The sequence below is a fragment of the Nocardiopsis sp. ATB16-24 genome (assembly GCF_030271535.1).
In the GTDB taxonomy this organism is placed as follows: Bacteria; Actinomycetota; Actinomycetes; order Streptosporangiales; family Streptosporangiaceae; genus Nocardiopsis.
The window spans coordinates 50,706-66,005 of record NZ_JASCXJ010000011.1; the positions used below are offsets into that span (position 1 = coordinate 50,706).

A 15,300-nucleotide genomic window follows, 5' to 3' on the forward strand; every position below is an offset into this window, starting at 1 on the left:
CCCTCGGGCTCCGGAGTCAAAGCATCCGGTCGACCGCCCCGCTCACCTCCTCGGCCCCCTGACGGACCAGGGTGATGATGCGTTCCCGCTCCCCCGCGTCCAGACGGAACAGGGGCCCCGCCACACCGATGGAGGCGACCAGGCGGCCCTGCTCGCGCACCGCCGCCGCGGCCCCCCAGATCCCCTCGTCCACCTCCTCGAAGCTCTGTGTCCACCCCTCCTCGGCCACCAGTGCGATCTCCTTCTCCGTGGGAAGGCGCCCGCCGGTCTCGGGCAGGTGGGAGACCTCCTCGGCCAGGCGCGCGAGGTAGTCGGCGCGTTCGCGCGCGGGCATGCCCGACAGCAGCACGCGCGCGGCCGATCCCCGGTGCAACGCCATCGGCTGGCCGGGATCGAACTGCAAGCGCACCGGGCGGGAGGACTCGACCCGGTCCACGCACACCGCCGCGGTGGTGCTCCTCTTGATCAGCAGCGCGGTCTCACCGGTCTGCGCCGCGAGCCGCTCCAGGACCGGGCGGGCCAGTCGCTCCACGCCACCCCACGCCGCGCGCGCGGCCCGGGCCATGCCCACGACCCGGAAGGACAGGCGGTAGCTGCCCGCGACCTCGGATTCCTCCAGCAGTCCACTGTCGCGCAGCACGGACAGGTAGCGGTACGTCGAACTCAGCGGGGCGTCGATCGCCTCGGCGAGTTGGGCGGTGGTCAGGGTGTGTCGTCTTTCGTCGAAGGCCAGGAGCAGTCCCAGCACCTTGCGCGAGCTCTCCGCCCCGCTACGACGTTCTGCTGCCGCCATCACCACTCCCTTGACGAGGGTTCCCTCTGCTGATTATCTTCTATCAACTATCAAAAAACATGTTCTCACAATGTAGGAATCAGCGCAATCCACGTGGATACGGCCGCACCTGGCCGTCCCCAGACCGAAGGAAAGCACAGTGATCCGCCACGTTCTGCTCCTGCGGTGGAAGCCCGAGGCGACCGCCACCGAGCGGGAGGCCGCCCTCCGCGGTTTTCGCGAGCTCAGCGGTGACGTTCCCCAGATCCAGGCGCTGACCGCGAGCCCTGACGCCTCCTTGGCCGAGGGGAACGCCGACCTGCTGGTCACCATGGACTTCGCCGACGCCGACGCCTGGCGTGCCTACCAGGAGCACCCGGCGCACCGCGCCCTGATCGCGACGGTCCTGCGTCCGATCCTGGCCCAGCGCACCGCCATCCAGGTGGAGTTGTCATGACCGGGACGCACGACACCCACGCCCAGGCTCCCCTGACCGCGGACTACACCCGCGCCGGGTTCTTCGGAGAGCTGGACCTGCCCCGCCGGCCCGCCCTGCTCGTGATCGACCTGGTCAACGCCTACCTCGATCCCGAGTCCCCCCTCTACGCCGGGGTCGAGGACATCGTCGACCGCGTCGCCGAACTCGCCGAGGCCACCCGCTCGGCCGGCCTGCCCGTGGTCTTCACCTACGTCGGCTACCGCTCCGACGGGCGCGACGGCGGTCTGTTCTACCGCAAGGTGCCCGCGCTCGAACTCTTCGCCGAGGGGGCCGACCCCCACTACGGGTCGCCGCCCGAACCGCTGCGTCCCCGCCCCGAGGACATCACCCTCACCAAGCAGTACCCCAGCGCCTTCTTCGGCACGACGTTGGCCTCCACGTTGCAGGCGCTGGGCGTCGACGGCGCGATGGTCACCGGGACCAGCACCAGCGGTTGCGTGCGCGCCACCGCCCTGGACGCGCTGTGCCACGGGCTGAGCCCGGTCGTGGTGACCGACGCCGTGGGCGACCGCGACCCCGGCCCGCACCAGGCCAACCTGTTCGACCTGGGCGCCAAGTACGCCGAACTGCTCACCACCCGACAGAGCATCACGTGGTTGAAGGACCTGCGATGACCTCCGGGGCCGTCTCGGCGGGGGCACGGCTGCGCACCCTTCTGCGCGACCACGAGGACAGCGGACCCCTCGTCGCACCGGGCTGCTTCGACGCGCTCTCCGCACGCTTGGTGGAGGAGACCGGTTTCGCACTCGCCCACGTGTCCGGAGCCGCGGTCTCCGCGGTGTCGCTGGGCCTGCCGGACCTCGGCTTCGTCGGTGCCACCGACATGGTCCAGACCCTGTCCCGGATCGCCGCGGCGGTGTCCGTGCCCCTCATCGTCGACGCCGACGCCGGCTATGGGGGACCGTTGCAGACCGCGCGCACCGTTCGCCGCTACGAGGCGGCCGGTGCCGCGGGCCTGCACATCGAGGACCAGGTACTGCCCAAACGCTGTGGACACATGGCGGGCAAGGCCGTCGTGCCCCTGGCCGAGGCGGTGGCCCGCGTCGAGGCCGCCGTCCAGACCCGGGACGACATCGTGGTCATCGCCCGCACCGACGCCCTCTCGGTGGCCGGGGCCGACGAGACGGTCCGCAGAGTGGCCGCCTTCGCCGCGTGCGGAGCCGACGCGGTCTTCGTCGAGGGCGACCTCGACGCCGTGACCGCCGAGAGGGTGCGCACCGCCGCGGCCGGCCTGCCCCTGGTGCTCAACGCCTCCGAGAGCGGCGCGTCCGATCCCGCCCCCGCCTCCTACCACGCCGACCTCGGCGCCCGGGTGGTCCTCTCCCCCGTCGCGCCTCTGTTGTCGGCGGCCCAGGCGATGCGCGCGACCCTGCGCGCCCTGCGCGCCACCGGTTCGTCCGCCGGGACCGACCGCATGCCCTGGGACGACCTCACCGACCTGCTGGGCCTGGCCGAGTGCACCTCGCTGGAGGAACGCTTCTCCACGCCCCGGCCCGCGCCCTCCGCCACGACCAGGAGTTGACATGACCACCGTTCTCGCCCACCGCGCCGCGTTCGGCGTCATCGTGCCCTCGACCAACACCGTCGTCGAGGACGAGTACAACCGCATCCGCCCCGAGGGGGTGTCCTACCACGCGGGCCGTATCCTTATCGAGAACGGCCGGCTCGACGACGACGACGTGTTCACGAGCTTCCTGGAGAACCTGCGCCTACAGATCGAGAGCGCCGTCGCGTCGGTGATGACCTGCCTGCCCGACCACCTGATCATGGGGATGTCCGCGGAGACCTTCTGGGGAGGGGCCGAGGGCAACGAACGCTTCGAACAGTGGATCCGGGACCTTTCCGGCCTGGAGGTCACCTCCGGCGCCGCGGCCTGCGACGCCGCGCTGAAGGCCGTGGGGGCCCGCCGCATCGGGGTGATCACCCCCTACCAGAGCGTCGCCGACGAGGAGGTCCGCCGCTTCTTCACCGAGATCGGCTACGACGTCGCCGCCGTCCACGGTCTCAAGTGCCCCTCGGCCACCGCCATCGCCGACGTCACGGCAGAGGAGGTGGAGGCCGCCTTCCGCACGGTGGACGTGGAGGGGGTGGACGCCCTGGTCCAGGCCGGCACGAACCTCCCGGTGATCGGGGTGGCCGACAGGCTGGAGCGGGAACTCGACAAACCCGTCATCCCGATCAACGCGGCCACGGTGTGGCACGCCCTGCGCACCCGCGGGATCACCGACCCCGTGGACGGGGCCGGTCGCCTGCTGCGCGACTTCTGAGCACCGAACACCCCACCGACACCGCTTCCAGACCCACCCAGGAAAACGAGACGATGACCCTTCACCGCGTGGCGGCGGCACAGTTCTTCTCCGGCACGGACGTGTCCGCCAACCTCCAGCTCTGCGTCGACCACATCCAACGCGCCGCCGAGGCGGGCGCCCGACTCGTGGTGCTTCCGGAGAACAGCAACCGGGTACGCGACTACGCCGACCGCGCACAGTGCTGGGAGCTCTCCGAGACGATCGACGGCGCCTTCGTCAACGGCCTGCGCGAGGCCGCCCGCGAACTGGGGGTGTACGTCGCGGCCGGGGTGGACCTGCGCGGTGAGAACGCCCCCGACGTCCACATCTGTTCGGTCCTCATCGGTCCCGACGGCCAGATCATCGGCGTCCACCGCAAGCACGTGCTGTGGGACTACGAGTACACCCTCTTCGTCCCCGGCGACGAGCCCTACCAGGTGTTCGACACCGAACTGGGCCGGCTCGGGCTGCTGCTGTGCGCCGACGGCATCGTGCCCGACACCCCCAGGGCCCTGGCCCTGATGGGCGCCCAGATCCTGTGCAACTCGCTGAACTCGCGTGGTCCCGACGAGTACCGCGTGCACGTGCCCCTCCGTGCGATGGAGAACCGGGTCTTCCACGTCGCGGCCAACACCGTCGGCGGCCCCGCCGACGGTTGGCCGTGGATGGGCGGCAGCCAGATCGTCGCGCCCGACGGCACGCGTCTGGCCGACGCCGGCGAGACCGAGCCGGGGATCATCGTCGCCGACGTCGACCCCGCCGAGGCCGACGACAAGGTCATGTCGGGGGTGGGAGACCTCTTCGCCTGGCGGCGCACCGACCTCTACCGGCCGCTGGTCCAGCCGCTGGAGACCCTTCCGGTCGCCTCGATGTGCGGTCCCGTGCCCGAGGACATGCCGTCTCGGCCGCTGCGGGTGGTCACGCTCCAGGTCAGCCACTTCCCCAACACCGAGTGGACGATCACCCGCGCGTTGGAGCAGATCGCCTACGCCGGGCGGCGCGGCGCCGACCTGGGCGTGCTGCCCTCCCTGTTCTGTTTCCGCCCGGGTGAGGAGGCCGCCGACCCGGCCGCCGCGGCGAAGCTGTCCGCGCAGGTGCTGGAGCGTCTGTCGAAGGCCTGCGTCGACGCGGGGCTGTGGGTGGTGGCCCACCTGGTCGAGGAGGAGGCGGGAAGGTACTACTCCACCGCCTACCTGCTGGATCGCGAGGGCGGGATCGCCCACGCCTACCGCAAGACCCACCTGAACTCCGCCGAGCGGGAGTGGGCGACGCCCGGAGACCGGATCGACGTGGCCCGCACCGAGATCGGGACGATCGGCCTGATGGTCGGGGACGAGGTGTGGGTGCCCGAGGTGGCGCGCCTGCTCACCCTGGCCGGGGCCGAGGTCATCGCCCACCCGACCGACTGGCGGGTGCCCGAGGCCGCGCACGTGGCCGCGACCGAGCGCACCGAGGAGAACCGGGTGCACCTGGTCTCGTGCACCCGGCTGGACAGTCCGGCCGACGTCGGCAGTCAGGTCGTACGGGCCGACGAGTTCGCCCCGGGCCAGCCCATCGCGCTGATGCGCTACCCGACCGGGTACTGGTCGCGGCCCGGGTTCGAGGAGCAGTTGCTGGTCGACCTGGACCTGCGGGAGTCCCACAGCAAGATGATGGGGCACCACCTGGACCCGGTGGCCACCCGTGCGCCCGAGCTGTACGGCATGTTCCTGGACTGAGTCCGAAGGGGACGAACATCGGCGGCCATTACCTCGCGTGATGGTCGCCGATGACTTTCACCGAACGGTGGGCGGGGTGCCCGAGCCGTGGAAAGAGAGGTATTCCCTTCGGCTCACATGGGTGTTCGGAAAGGGCATTCCCCGCTGTGGGCCCACCAGGGAGGCGGGGCCGTGCTGTTCCGTTTACTGAAATCGCGTTACGGGATAGAATCGACCCGACCCCAGCACACTTGTGACACTGTTCCCCTGACAGGAACACAGGTGGGGTACAGACTCCGCCCGCACCCCGCCGGCGGAGCACGTCCGCCCCCGTACTCGCGAGGAGCACGTCATGTCCACCCTTCCCGCTCCGGAACAGGCCCCGGTGGGTCGAAGCTCCTCCGGAAGTCAGACCGTGGCCACGGTCGAACGCGCCGCCGACATCCTGCTGCTGTTCACCGAGGCCGACTCCAGCACTCTCGGCGTCACCGAGATCGCCGAGAAGCTGAACACCTCCAAGGCCGCGGTCCACCGCATCCTGGCCTCCCTGCGCTCGCGCCACCTGATCCACCTGGACGAGGAGAGCCGTCGCTACTCGCTGGGGACCACCGCCATGAGGTTGGGCGCCGCCTACCAGGAGCGCATGGACATACGCCAGATCGTCGCCCCGGACCTGCGCTCGCTGTCCCGGCTGACGGGCGAGACCACCACCCTGTCCGTACGCACCGGCGACGCTCGGGTCTACATCGACCAGGTCACCCCCCAGCGCGAGGTCATCATGACCGTCCCCGTGGGGGTGCGCTACCCCCTGCACGCCGGCAGTTCGTCCAAGGCCTTCCTGGCCTTCCTGCCCGAGGACGAGCGCGAGGCCTACCTGGAGCGCGAACCCCTCGGTTCCCTGACCGGGGAGACCCTGGTCGACACCTACGAGCTGCGCCGGGAACTGGAGCGCATACGCGCCGCGGGCTACGCGACCTCCTTCGGCGAGCGCCAGGCGGGGGCGGCCTCCACCGCGGCGCCGATCCTGGACCACCGGGGCGAACCCGTGGCGGTCGTCAGCGTCTGCGGCCCTCGCGAACGCTTCCTGGAGGAGGCCGGACACTGCTCGCGCGCGCTGCTGGAGACCACCCGCAGGCTCTCCACGCGCATGGGCGCCCGCAACTGAAAAGCGGCGGTGCACCGGGGAACCCGGTGCACCGCCGCTCGGCGTCCGCGCGGATCAGCGGCGTTCGAGCGCCGCCTCCACACGCGAATCCTGGTCCAGGACCGCGCCGAAGACGCGCTGCACGAACTCGGTGCGCTCGGTCTGGATCCGCTCGCGCAGCTCCCCTTCGGGGTGCAGCTGCTCGAGTACCTCGGGGTCCAGCGCGCCCTTCTCCGCGAGCAGGTGCTCAAGGACCATGTTGCGGTCACGCAGGATCCACACTTCCGAGGCCAGCTCGGTCACCATGCGGGCGATGTCGTCCAGCCGCTTGGATCCCAGGTAGTTGTCGGTCTTGCTCATGGGACGTCCTCTTTCGTCTCCGGGCGCCGTCGGCGCCGGTCGGGCCCTTGGGTCAGGCCTGCTCTGGCTTGCGCGCCCGGTTGGCCCAGGGGTAGTTGCCCGGGCCCACGCCGTAGGCCTCGATGTCGGTGAAACCGATCTCCTTGAGCAGTCCCGGCACGTCGAGCTGCAAGGCCGAGCGCCAGTAGGGCTCGCCGCGGTTCTCGGTCTCCCAGTCCAGGACGACGGCGCGGAAGGCCTCCTGGTGTTCGTAGGGGGCCACGTCGCCGATGATGATGTCACCGCCCGGCTCCAGGACCCGGAACATCTCGCGCAGGATCGCCTCGGTGGCCTTGGGCGGGGTCTCGTGGAACAGGATGTAGGCGGCGACCAGGTCCACCGAGGCGTCGGGCAGCCCGGTGTCCTCGGCCGCGGCCTGGATCAGCTCCCAGTCCAGTCCGAGCTCCGCCGCGGTGGCGTGGGCGTAGCGCAGCATCTGCGTGGACAGCTCCACCCCCGTGATCTTGGCGTCGGGGAAGACCTTGCTCAGGGACAGGGCGAAGCGGCCGGTGCCGATGCCCGGCTCCAGGATCCTGCGGTAGTCGCGCCGGGGCGCCTCCATGGCCAGCAGGGTGCGCTGGTCGTTGAGGTCCTCTCCGGTGCGCACCGCGCCCACGCCTCCGGGCTTGAGGACGTAGTGGTAACCGAAGTCCTGGGTGATGACGCCCATCAGGTCGTGTCCGTCCCACCCGCCGGGGGTGAGGTGGAAGCCGTTCTCCCAGTAGGAGGGGGGCGTGAGGTCGGGGTCGAGGGTGAGTGTGCCCGGGGCGTCGGACACGTCCAGCCACTCCTCGATGGCCGGGCGCACCTCCTCGGCCGCGGGGATGGCCCGCACGTAGATCTCCTCGGCCACGTAGCGGGTGAGGAAGCGGTCGAAGCGCCAGGCGCTGTTGTCGGCCAGGGTCTGGTGGACCGAGTCCCGGCGTTCCTTGAGCTTGGTCGGGGGTTCGGGGACGGCGGCCGTGTAGGCGGCTGCGGCCCGCTTCTGGAGTACACCGCCGGAGTAGCCCTGGAGTGAGCCCAGGAACTCCATCCCCGCACGGCCCCGATGACGGATGGGAACGTCCATCAGCGATCCTCTCATGTTCCGCTCTCTGGAACGACATTCCAGAAAATCTGGCTCTTACACCTTAACCATCCAGGATGGTGTGTCAATGGTCATTTTTCCCTCTTGACGCATCATGCACCCTGTGTCCATTATTACTGGAACAGCTTTCCAACCAAGGAAACATAGACTGTTCGCGCCAGATCGCGAGAACTACCGTCACCCACAGTGACGATCCTTCGAGCGGGCCCCGACTCGCTCCCCCTTTTCGAACCAGGTGTCCGACCTCCGCGGACCGCGCCGAAGACGACCCTTCCGGACCCTGGCTCAGCCACACCACCCAAGCGTGTCCCCTCAGGGCGCGAACGAGGAGAAACCCATGACCGGACACCCGGTTCACGCGAACGATCCGGCTCCGTCCCGTGCCGGATCCTCCCGCCGAGGCCCGGCCCTCGCGGCCGTCGCGGCCATCACGGCGGCGGCACTGACGCTGACCGCGTGCGGCGCTCCCGGCTCCTCCGGCGGTCAGGAGGCGAGCACCACCATCACGGTGGGCACCACCGTCACCGAGGACGCCATCAACCCCCTGAACAAGCAGTACGCGACCTTCCAGTTCAACGCCTTCGACGCCCTGGTCCGTCAGATGCGGGGCGACGAGGAGCCCCAGCCGCGTCTGGCCACCGACTGGGAACAGGTCGACGACACCCTGTGGCGCTTCACCCTGCGCGAGGACGCCACGTTCCACAACGGCGCTCCCGTCACCGCCGAGGACGTGGTCTTCAGCTTCAACGAGATCCTCGACCAGCAGTTCGCCAACGCCTCCTACATCAGCACGGTCTCGGAGGTCCGCGAGGGGGAGAACGGAACCGTCGAGATCGAGACCTCCGAGCCCGACCCGCTGCTGCTGTCCCACATCGGCCAGATCTTCATCGTGCCCAAGGCCCACTGGGAGGAGGTCGGCGGAGCCGAGGGCTTCAGCGCCGACCCCGTGGGCTCGGGCCCCTACGAGATCACCTCCTTCGACCCCTCCACGGGGGTGGAGTACCAGGCCTACGAGGACTTCTGGGGTCAGGCTCCCGCCACCGAGAACGTCCACGTCCGCTACATCACCGACACCGGCGCCCTGTCCTCGGCGCTGGAGTCCGGTGAGATCGACATCGCCCACGAGCTGGCGCCCGACGCCATCGAGGTCCTGGGCGGGCGCGACGACATCGTCGTGCACAACGAGTTCAGCGGCCTACAGAACATGTTCCAGCTCAACGCCGTGCAGGAGCCCTTCGACGACATCCGCGTCCGCAGGGCCGCGGTCGCCGCCATCGACGCCCCCGCCATGATCGACGCCCTGTCCTACGGCGCGGGTACCATCGAGGACGGCCAGGTCGCCGCGGAGGGGGTCTTCGGCTACTCTCCCGACATCGAGCGTCCTCCCTTCGACCCCGACCTGGCCCGTGAGCTGCTGGAGGAGGCCGACGCGGTCGGCGTCGAGATCACCCTCTCGGGCCAGGCCCGCGACACCTCCCTGCTGGAGTCCCTGGGCAACCAGCTCGACGAGGTCGGTTTCAAGACCACCATCGAGGCCAACGAGATCGGCGTGTGGGTGGAGCAGTTCCGCAACGGAACCGACGCCGACATCTTCTACCGCGGGTCCTCCTACAGCGGGGTCTTCGACGCCGGGCGTCCCTACTCCTTCATCTCCTCGGGCGAGCGCCCCTTCGTCGAGGACGAGGAGTGGAGCGCGCTGTACGAGGCACAGCGCAACGAGATGGACCCCGAGGTGCGCGAGGAGCTGCTCATCGAGGCCTCCGAGTACGTCCGTGAGCAGGCCTACGTCCTCTACACCTACGGTCGGCCCTCGGTCTCGGCGAGCCACGCCGACGTCACCGGAGTCGACTACGGAGACGGCCTGGTCTTGCTGCTGGACGAAGCGGTCAAGAGCAACTGACCGACGCCGACCCGGGGCGCGTGGCCAGGCCGAGCACACGCGCCCCGGGTCCCGTCGGCCCCGATCCCAAGGAGTGACCATGACCACCGCACAGCCCGCCGTTCCCGACGGGATGCGTGCCGACGTCGAACTGGCACAGCGCGGCCGGTCCGAGATGCAGTTCCTCCAGGCCATGCGTGCCGGCCTGAAGCCGGTGCAGGCACGCCTGCGTGAACGTCTGGAGAAGGGGACCGCCCTGGCCGAGGGCTCCGGCGACATCGAGCGGTTGCGCGCGGCCGTCGACGAGGAACTGGCCGAGGACACCGACCTGGGACTCATCGGCGCGGCCCTGCGGTGGAACCGCTCCGTTCTGACCCCCCGCGCGATCGACGCCTTCGAGGAGCGGAGCGAGGAGCTGACGGCCAAGGCCGTCCCGCCCCGGGCCGAGGCGATCACCGACCGCGGTGAGGAGGCGGTCCCCCGCTACTGGCGCTACGAGTTCCACGGAACCGCCGGTGGGTGGGACGGCCACGAGCACATGGGGTTCGTCCACCACGAACTGGTCTACCGCTACCTGTTGGTCCCCTCCTTCCCCGGCGACATCTTCGGCCAGCGCGCCGCCGTGGCCCGGCTCGCCCCCCGCCAGGACTACACCGACATCTGCGACCTGGGCTGTGGAACCGGACAGTTCACCATGAAACTCGCCCAGACCTACCCCGACGCCCGCGTCACCGGGGTGGATCTGTCCCTGTCGGAGCTGCGCTACGCCCAGCGCCGCGCCGCCGAGGCCGGCCTGGAGTGGGACCTGGTGCGGGCCCCCGCCGAGGACACCGGTCTGCCCGACGAGGGCTTCGACCTGGTGACGTCCTTCATCCTGCTCCACGAGATCCCGCCGCACGCCATCCGCAAGGTCTTCGCCGAGGCCCTGCGTCTGCTGCGTCCGGGAGGCGACCTCGTCTTCTCCGACGTGGCTCCCTACCACCTCCGCAGCCCCTACCAGGCCTGGTACGACGACTGGGACGCCGAGAACGGCCACGAACCCTGGTGGCGGACCGCCGCCACCCTCGACCTGACCGAGGTCGCCCGGGAGGCGGGGTTCGTCGACGTGCGCCAGGAGGCCCTGGGCAGGGAGTCCTACCCCTGGGTCACCCTGGCCCGCAAGCCCGAACAGGAGCGACCGTGAACACCGCTACGGATGACATCCTCCGTCTTGAGCGGGTGAGCGTGCGGCTGCGCACCGCGAGCGGCACCGCCCAGATCCTGCGGGACGTCTCCTTCTCCGTGGGCCGCGGCGAGATCGTCGCCCTGGCCGGGGAGTCGGGGTCGGGCAAGTCCACCGCGCTGCTGGCCGTGCTGCGGCTCTTGGCGCCCGGAGCGCAGACCAACGGCTCCATCCTGGTCGACGGCCAGGACATCGCCCCCCTCCGGGGGCGCCGGCTGCGCGAGTTCCGCGCGCGCACCGCCAGGATGGTCTTCCAGGACCCCTGGCGGGCCCTGCACCCCATGCACTCGATCGGACGCCAGTTGGTGGAGTCGGCCCGCGCCGCGGACCCCTCCCTGTCCAAGGACGCCGCACGCGACCTGGCCGGCGACACGCTCGCCCGAGTCGGGATCCCCGACCCGGGGGCACGACTGCGCTCCTACCCGCACCAGGTCTCGGGCGGGCAGCTCCAGCGCGTGGTGATCGCGATGGCGCTGGTGGCCTCGCCCTCGCTCCTGTTGTGCGACGAGCCCACCACCGCCCTCGACGTCACCACCCAGGCCCAGATCCTCGAACTCCTCCAGGAGCTCAACCGGGACCTGGGGATCTCCATCGTCCTGGCCACCCACGACCTCGACGTCATCGCCGACGTCGCCGACAAACTGGTCGTGATGTACGCGGGCGCGGTCTCCGAGGAGGGCCCCACCCAGCAGGTCATGGCCCGACCGGAGCACCCCTACACGTGGTCGTTGTTGCAGGCCGCTCCGGGTCGGCACCCGGGGGAACGGCTGCGGGCGATCGAGGGCAGGCCGCCCTCCCCGCTGGCCGTCATCACCGGATGCCCGTTCGCGCCGCGTTGCGAGCACCGGCGTGACGTGTGCGATGCCGCGCCGCTCACACCGGTACCGGTGTCGGACCTGCCGGGCCGGCACTCCTCGTGTGTGCGTGTCACCGCGCAGAGCGCACGATCGACGGAAAGGACCTCGGGATGAGCGCTGACCACCGGGACGGTACGGGCGACGAGCCCGTCCTGCGCGCCCACGAACTGACCAAACACTTCCCCATGGGCGGCTTCGGCCGTTCCCGCAAGGTCCTCAGGGCCGTGGACGGGGTCTCCCTGGAGATCGGCCGGGGCGAGACCCTGGGCCTGGTGGGCGAGTCCGGCAGCGGGAAGACCACCGTGGGTCGCACCCTCATCCGTCTGTACCGGCCCACCTCGGGAACGGTCGAGTTCGAGGGCCGCGACATCACCGCCAGCTCCGGCTCCCGTCTCCGTCATGACGTGCGACGCCGGATGTCCATGGTCTTCCAGAACCCCTCGACCTCGCTCAACCCCTACCTGAGGTTGGAGGACACCCTCACCGAACCGCTGGTGGTGCACGGCTTCGGCAACACCGCTCTGCGTCGTGACCGGGTCGCCCGGATGCTGGAGATGGTCGGACTCGACATGTCCATGGCCCAGCGCTACCCCCAGGAACTCTCCGGGGGGCAGCGCCAACGGATCGGCATCGCCCGCGCCTTGATCACCGATCCCTCGCTGATCATCGCCGACGAGCCGACCGCGTCCCTGGACGTGTCCGTGCAGGCCCAGATCGTCAACCTCCTGGGCGACCTGCAAAGGGAACTGGGGCTGGCCTACCTGTTCATCACGCACGACCTGGCGCTGGTCCGCCACATCAGCCACCGTGTCGCGGTGATGTACCTGGGCAGACTCATGGAGGTCTCCCCCGCCGAATCCCTGTTCACCGAACCGCTGCACCCCTACTCCGCGGTGCTCGCCTCGATGCACCAGGAGCGCGAACACCGCATCGTCCCCTCGGGGGAGATCCCCTCACCGATGTCGCCTCCCTCGGGCTGTGTGTTCCGCACTCGTTGCCCGATCGCGCGCGAACGTTGCGCGTCGGAGGCCCCCGCCCTGCGCGAGGCCGCCCCGGGCCGTTCCGTGGCCTGTCACTACCCCGGCGAGTTGCGACTCGACGGGTCGGCCTCGGGGGTGCGTCCGGAGCCGGTCGGCCTCACCTTCACCGACGCCCCGTCCGTCTCCGCACCGTCACACCCGGTGTCCGTGGGTCCCGTATCGCGCACCAGCGAGGAGAAGTAACCATGCCAGGCTTCGCCAAAGACGACGCCGTGTACCTGACCCGACCGCAGCACATGGACGCGCTCTTCGCCATCACCATGGAACTGGCCTCAGAGCTGTGGGTGATGCGTGACAGGCTCACCGTGATCGAACAGCTCCTCGACGAGCGCGGCGGTCTCACCCGTGAGGACATCGAGAGCACCCAGCCTCGGGGCGAGGCCGCCGAGCGGCTCGCCCGGGAACGCGAACGCTTCCTGACCCGGGTGTTCGACGCCGCCTCACGGGCCGGTGAGGGGTAGGAACATGCTCGTCCATCTCCTCCGACGACTCGCCTTGGTCGTCTTCGTCGCGATCGGCGTCTCCACGCTGCTGTTCGCCCTGGTGCGTCTCTCCGGGGACGCCGCGACCCTGCTGGTGCCCGCCGACGCCAGTCCCGAGGTCGTCGAGGCCACTCGGGCCAGGTTCGGTCTGGACCAGCCCTTGGCCGTGCAGTACCTGAACACGATCCTGGCCAACTTCACGCTCGACTTCGGGCAGTCGTTCATGTTCGGTCTGCCCGCCGCCGAGATGGTGTTCGCGCGTTTGGGGCCGAGCCTGTGGATCGTGCTCCCCCCGCTGATCATCTCGTTGGTGGGCGCGCTCTCCATCGGCATCTTCGCGGCGCTGCGGCCCACCCGTCTCTCGGGCCGTTCCCTGATGGTCGTGACGTTCCTGTTCGACGGCATCCCCTACTTCTGGCTCGCGATGCTGCTCGTGCTGGTCTTCGCCATCAACCTGCAATGGCTGCCCGCCACCGGCAACGCCGACTTCTCCGCCCTGGTCATCCCCTGGATCGCGCTGAGCATCTACGGACTGGCCACCCTGAGTCGTCTGACACGCGGCCAACTGCTGGACGCCTTCACCGAGGGACACGTCGCCACCGCCCGGTCCAAGGGCATCAGTCCGGCCAGGGTGCTGCTCCTGCACGCCCTGCCCACCGCGCTGCCGCCGGTCCTGGCATGGTTGGGCATCCAGTTCTCCCTCATGTTCAGCGCCCTGCTCATCCTCGAGCCCCTGCTCAACTACAACGGTCTGGGCGCCCTCCTGGTCGGAAGCGTGTCCAACCGGGACTTCCCGATGATCCAGGCGAGCGTGTTCTGCCTCGCGGTACTGATCACCTTGATGAACATCCTCATGGACACCATCGTCAGAGCGGTCGATCCGCGGCTACGGACGAAGGCGGCACATTGAACAGCACGGCAAGCACACAGAACGCCGCGGCGGCCGGGGCGGCCCCCACCCCCCGCAGCACGTCCCGGACCAAGGAGATCCTGGGCAGGGTCTGGGCCGCGCCCATGGGCAGGATCGCCGCCCTGATGATCGCCGCCCTGATATTGGTGGCCTGTTGCGCGGAACTGCTCATCACGCACAACCCCACCGCCCAGATCCTGAGTCGGACGAACGAACCCCCGTCCTGGCTGGGCGGTGAGGGCGGCCACCTGTTGGGAACCGACCCGTTGGGCCGGGACGTGTTCAGCCGCATCCTGGTCGGACTGCGTCTGAGCCTGCTCATCGGGTTCCTGACCGCCACCGCGACCGCGCTCATCGGCCTGACCCTGGGTCTTCTCGCGGGTTACTACGAGCGTTTCGTCGGTGGATTCCTCATGCGGATGGCCGACATCCAGTTCGCGGTGCCCTTCGCGGCCGTGGGCATCGCCCTGGCCGCGTTCGCCGGGCCCAGCGTCGTCCTGCTGATGCTGGTGCTGGCGTTCTGGGGATGGACCAACTACGCACGGACCATCGTGTCCCTGGTGCAGCAGACCAAGCGGCTGGACTTCGTCACCGCGGCCCGCACCACCGGTGCCTCCCCGGTCAGGATCCTGGTGCGCCACATCACCCCCAACGTCCTGGGGCCCGTCATCATCCTGTGGTCCACGAGCGTGGGCACGCTGATCCTGGTCGAGAGTTCGCTCAGCCTGTTGGGCCTGGGCGTGCAGCCTCCGGGGTTCTCGCTGGGCAGCATGCTCGCCGACGCGCAGAAGACCCTGCGTCTGGCCTGGTGGGCGGCCGTGTTCCCCGGAGTGGGGATCACACTGGTCGTCATCGCGTTCAACCTGTTGGGCGACGCCCTGCGTGACGCGTTCAACCCCGCGCTGCGTTCCCTGACCGAGAACGACCCCGAGTTGACGTAGGACCGGGGCGAGGGCACCGGCCCGGAACGGCCCCACGCGTCGATCCGGTCCCCGCCCGAAGCGGACCGCGGGTCGGTCCCACT

16 protein-coding genes are annotated in these 15,300 nt (G+C 69.8%); 13 read left to right on the forward strand and 3 right to left on the reverse strand.

Features of this window, described 5'->3' with window-relative positions:
- Positions 1–16 precede the first annotated feature (16 nt).
- A complete protein-coding gene (locus PFX91_RS13670; RefSeq protein WP_285731899.1) occupies positions 17–793 on the reverse strand; it encodes an IclR family transcriptional regulator in 777 nt (258 codons plus the stop codon).
- Positions 794–932: 139 nt separating this feature from the next.
- Here PFX91_RS13670 and PFX91_RS13675 point away from each other — a divergent pair, with 139 nt between their 5' ends.
- The 6 genes from PFX91_RS13675 to PFX91_RS13700 all read left to right on the forward strand — a co-directional run bounded on the left by PFX91_RS13675 (position 933) and on the right by PFX91_RS13700 (position 6,421).
- On the forward strand, positions 933–1,229 hold the full coding sequence (locus PFX91_RS13675; protein ID WP_285731900.1) for a Dabb family protein: 297 nt from the start codon (positions 933–935) through the stop codon (positions 1,227–1,229).
- Positions 1,226–1,885, forward strand: coding sequence for an isochorismatase family protein (locus PFX91_RS13680; RefSeq protein ID WP_285731901.1), 660 nt, complete (start codon positions 1,226–1,228; stop codon positions 1,883–1,885). Before PFX91_RS13675 ends, PFX91_RS13680 begins: the two co-directional genes overlap by 4 nt.
- Positions 1,882–2,793 carry an isocitrate lyase/PEP mutase family protein gene (locus PFX91_RS13685; protein ID WP_285731902.1) on the forward strand — a complete coding sequence of 304 codons (912 nt, stop codon included), beginning with the start codon at positions 1,882–1,884 and terminating at the stop codon, positions 2,791–2,793. The genes PFX91_RS13680 and PFX91_RS13685 overlap by 4 nt, the downstream gene beginning before the upstream one ends.
- 1 nt (position 2,794) lies before the next feature.
- Entirely contained in the window at positions 2,795–3,538 is a 744-nt protein-coding gene (locus tag PFX91_RS13690) for a maleate cis-trans isomerase family protein (protein WP_285731903.1), read from the forward strand.
- Between the two features lie 53 nt (positions 3,539–3,591).
- On the forward strand, positions 3,592–5,277 hold the full coding sequence (locus PFX91_RS13695; protein WP_285731904.1) for a carbon-nitrogen hydrolase family protein: 1,686 nt from the start codon (positions 3,592–3,594) through the stop codon (positions 5,275–5,277).
- A gap of 331 nt (positions 5,278–5,608) precedes the next feature.
- On the forward strand, positions 5,609–6,421 hold the full coding sequence (locus tag PFX91_RS13700) for an IclR family transcriptional regulator (RefSeq protein ID WP_285731905.1): 813 nt from the start codon (positions 5,609–5,611) through the stop codon (positions 6,419–6,421).
- A 54-nt stretch (positions 6,422–6,475) separates the two neighbouring features.
- On the opposite strand, the gene PFX91_RS13705 is transcribed toward PFX91_RS13700, so the two are convergent.
- Complete coding sequence (locus tag PFX91_RS13705; protein ID WP_285731906.1) at positions 6,476–6,760, reverse strand: hypothetical protein; 285 nt, start codon at positions 6,758–6,760, stop codon at positions 6,476–6,478.
- A 52-nt stretch (positions 6,761–6,812) separates the two neighbouring features.
- Complete coding sequence (locus PFX91_RS13710) at positions 6,813–7,868, reverse strand: class I SAM-dependent methyltransferase (protein WP_285731907.1); 1,056 nt, start codon at positions 7,866–7,868, stop codon at positions 6,813–6,815.
- A gap of 355 nt (positions 7,869–8,223) precedes the next feature.
- Here PFX91_RS13710 and PFX91_RS13715 point away from each other — a divergent pair, with 355 nt between their 5' ends.
- The 7 genes from PFX91_RS13715 to PFX91_RS13745 all read left to right on the forward strand — a co-directional run bounded on the left by PFX91_RS13715 (position 8,224) and on the right by PFX91_RS13745 (position 15,217).
- Entirely contained in the window at positions 8,224–9,786 is a 1,563-nt protein-coding gene (locus PFX91_RS13715) for an ABC transporter substrate-binding protein (protein WP_285731908.1), read from the forward strand.
- A 79-nt stretch (positions 9,787–9,865) separates the two neighbouring features.
- Positions 9,866–10,948, forward strand: a complete 1,083-nt coding sequence (locus PFX91_RS13720) for a class I SAM-dependent methyltransferase (protein ID WP_285731909.1) — start codon at positions 9,866–9,868, stop codon at positions 10,946–10,948.
- Complete coding sequence (locus PFX91_RS13725) at positions 10,945–11,958, forward strand: ABC transporter ATP-binding protein (protein WP_285731910.1); 1,014 nt, start codon at positions 10,945–10,947, stop codon at positions 11,956–11,958. The genes PFX91_RS13720 and PFX91_RS13725 overlap by 4 nt, the downstream gene beginning before the upstream one ends.
- Positions 11,955–13,067, forward strand: a complete 1,113-nt coding sequence (locus PFX91_RS13730; protein ID WP_285731911.1) for an ABC transporter ATP-binding protein — start codon at positions 11,955–11,957, stop codon at positions 13,065–13,067. Before PFX91_RS13725 ends, PFX91_RS13730 begins: the two co-directional genes overlap by 4 nt.
- 2 nt (positions 13,068–13,069) lie before the next feature.
- Positions 13,070–13,345, forward strand: a complete 276-nt coding sequence (locus PFX91_RS13735; RefSeq protein WP_285731912.1) for a hypothetical protein — start codon at positions 13,070–13,072, stop codon at positions 13,343–13,345.
- Positions 13,346–13,349: 4 nt separating this feature from the next.
- The gene (locus tag PFX91_RS13740) at positions 13,350–14,276 is read left to right on the forward strand and encodes an ABC transporter permease (protein WP_285731913.1); all 927 of its coding nucleotides are present in this window, start codon (positions 13,350–13,352) and stop codon (positions 14,274–14,276) included.
- Positions 14,273–15,217, forward strand: coding sequence for an ABC transporter permease (locus PFX91_RS13745; RefSeq protein ID WP_285731914.1), 945 nt, complete (start codon positions 14,273–14,275; stop codon positions 15,215–15,217). Before PFX91_RS13740 ends, PFX91_RS13745 begins: the two co-directional genes overlap by 4 nt.
- The last annotated feature ends 83 nt before the right edge of the window (positions 15,218–15,300 follow it).

What these genes read in the sequence shown, in the direction of transcription:
- PFX91_RS13670 (WP_285731899.1), bottom strand. Translation starts at nt 793, where the DNA reads ATGGCGGCAGCAGAACGTCGTAGCGGGGCGGAGAGCTCGCGCAAGGTG.
- PFX91_RS13680 (WP_285731901.1), top strand. Translation starts at nt 1,226, where the DNA reads ATGACCGGGACGCACGACACCCACGCCCAGGCTCCCCTGACCGCGGAC.
- PFX91_RS13685 (WP_285731902.1), top strand. Translation starts at nt 1,882, where the DNA reads ATGACCTCCGGGGCCGTCTCGGCGGGGGCACGGCTGCGCACCCTTCTG.
- PFX91_RS13690 (WP_285731903.1), top strand. Translation starts at nt 2,795, where the DNA reads ATGACCACCGTTCTCGCCCACCGCGCCGCGTTCGGCGTCATCGTGCCC.
- PFX91_RS13695 (WP_285731904.1), top strand. Translation starts at nt 3,592, where the DNA reads ATGACCCTTCACCGCGTGGCGGCGGCACAGTTCTTCTCCGGCACGGAC.
- PFX91_RS13700 (WP_285731905.1), top strand. Translation starts at nt 5,609, where the DNA reads ATGTCCACCCTTCCCGCTCCGGAACAGGCCCCGGTGGGTCGAAGCTCC.
- PFX91_RS13705 (WP_285731906.1), bottom strand. Translation starts at nt 6,760, where the DNA reads ATGAGCAAGACCGACAACTACCTGGGATCCAAGCGGCTGGACGACATC.
- PFX91_RS13710 (WP_285731907.1), bottom strand. Translation starts at nt 7,868, where the DNA reads ATGGACGTTCCCATCCGTCATCGGGGCCGTGCGGGGATGGAGTTCCTG.
- PFX91_RS13715 (WP_285731908.1), top strand. Translation starts at nt 8,224, where the DNA reads ATGACCGGACACCCGGTTCACGCGAACGATCCGGCTCCGTCCCGTGCC.
- PFX91_RS13720 (WP_285731909.1), top strand. Translation starts at nt 9,866, where the DNA reads ATGACCACCGCACAGCCCGCCGTTCCCGACGGGATGCGTGCCGACGTC.
- PFX91_RS13730 (WP_285731911.1), top strand. Translation starts at nt 11,955, where the DNA reads ATGAGCGCTGACCACCGGGACGGTACGGGCGACGAGCCCGTCCTGCGC.
- PFX91_RS13735 (WP_285731912.1), top strand. Translation starts at nt 13,070, where the DNA reads ATGCCAGGCTTCGCCAAAGACGACGCCGTGTACCTGACCCGACCGCAG.
- PFX91_RS13740 (WP_285731913.1), top strand. Translation starts at nt 13,350, where the DNA reads ATGCTCGTCCATCTCCTCCGACGACTCGCCTTGGTCGTCTTCGTCGCG.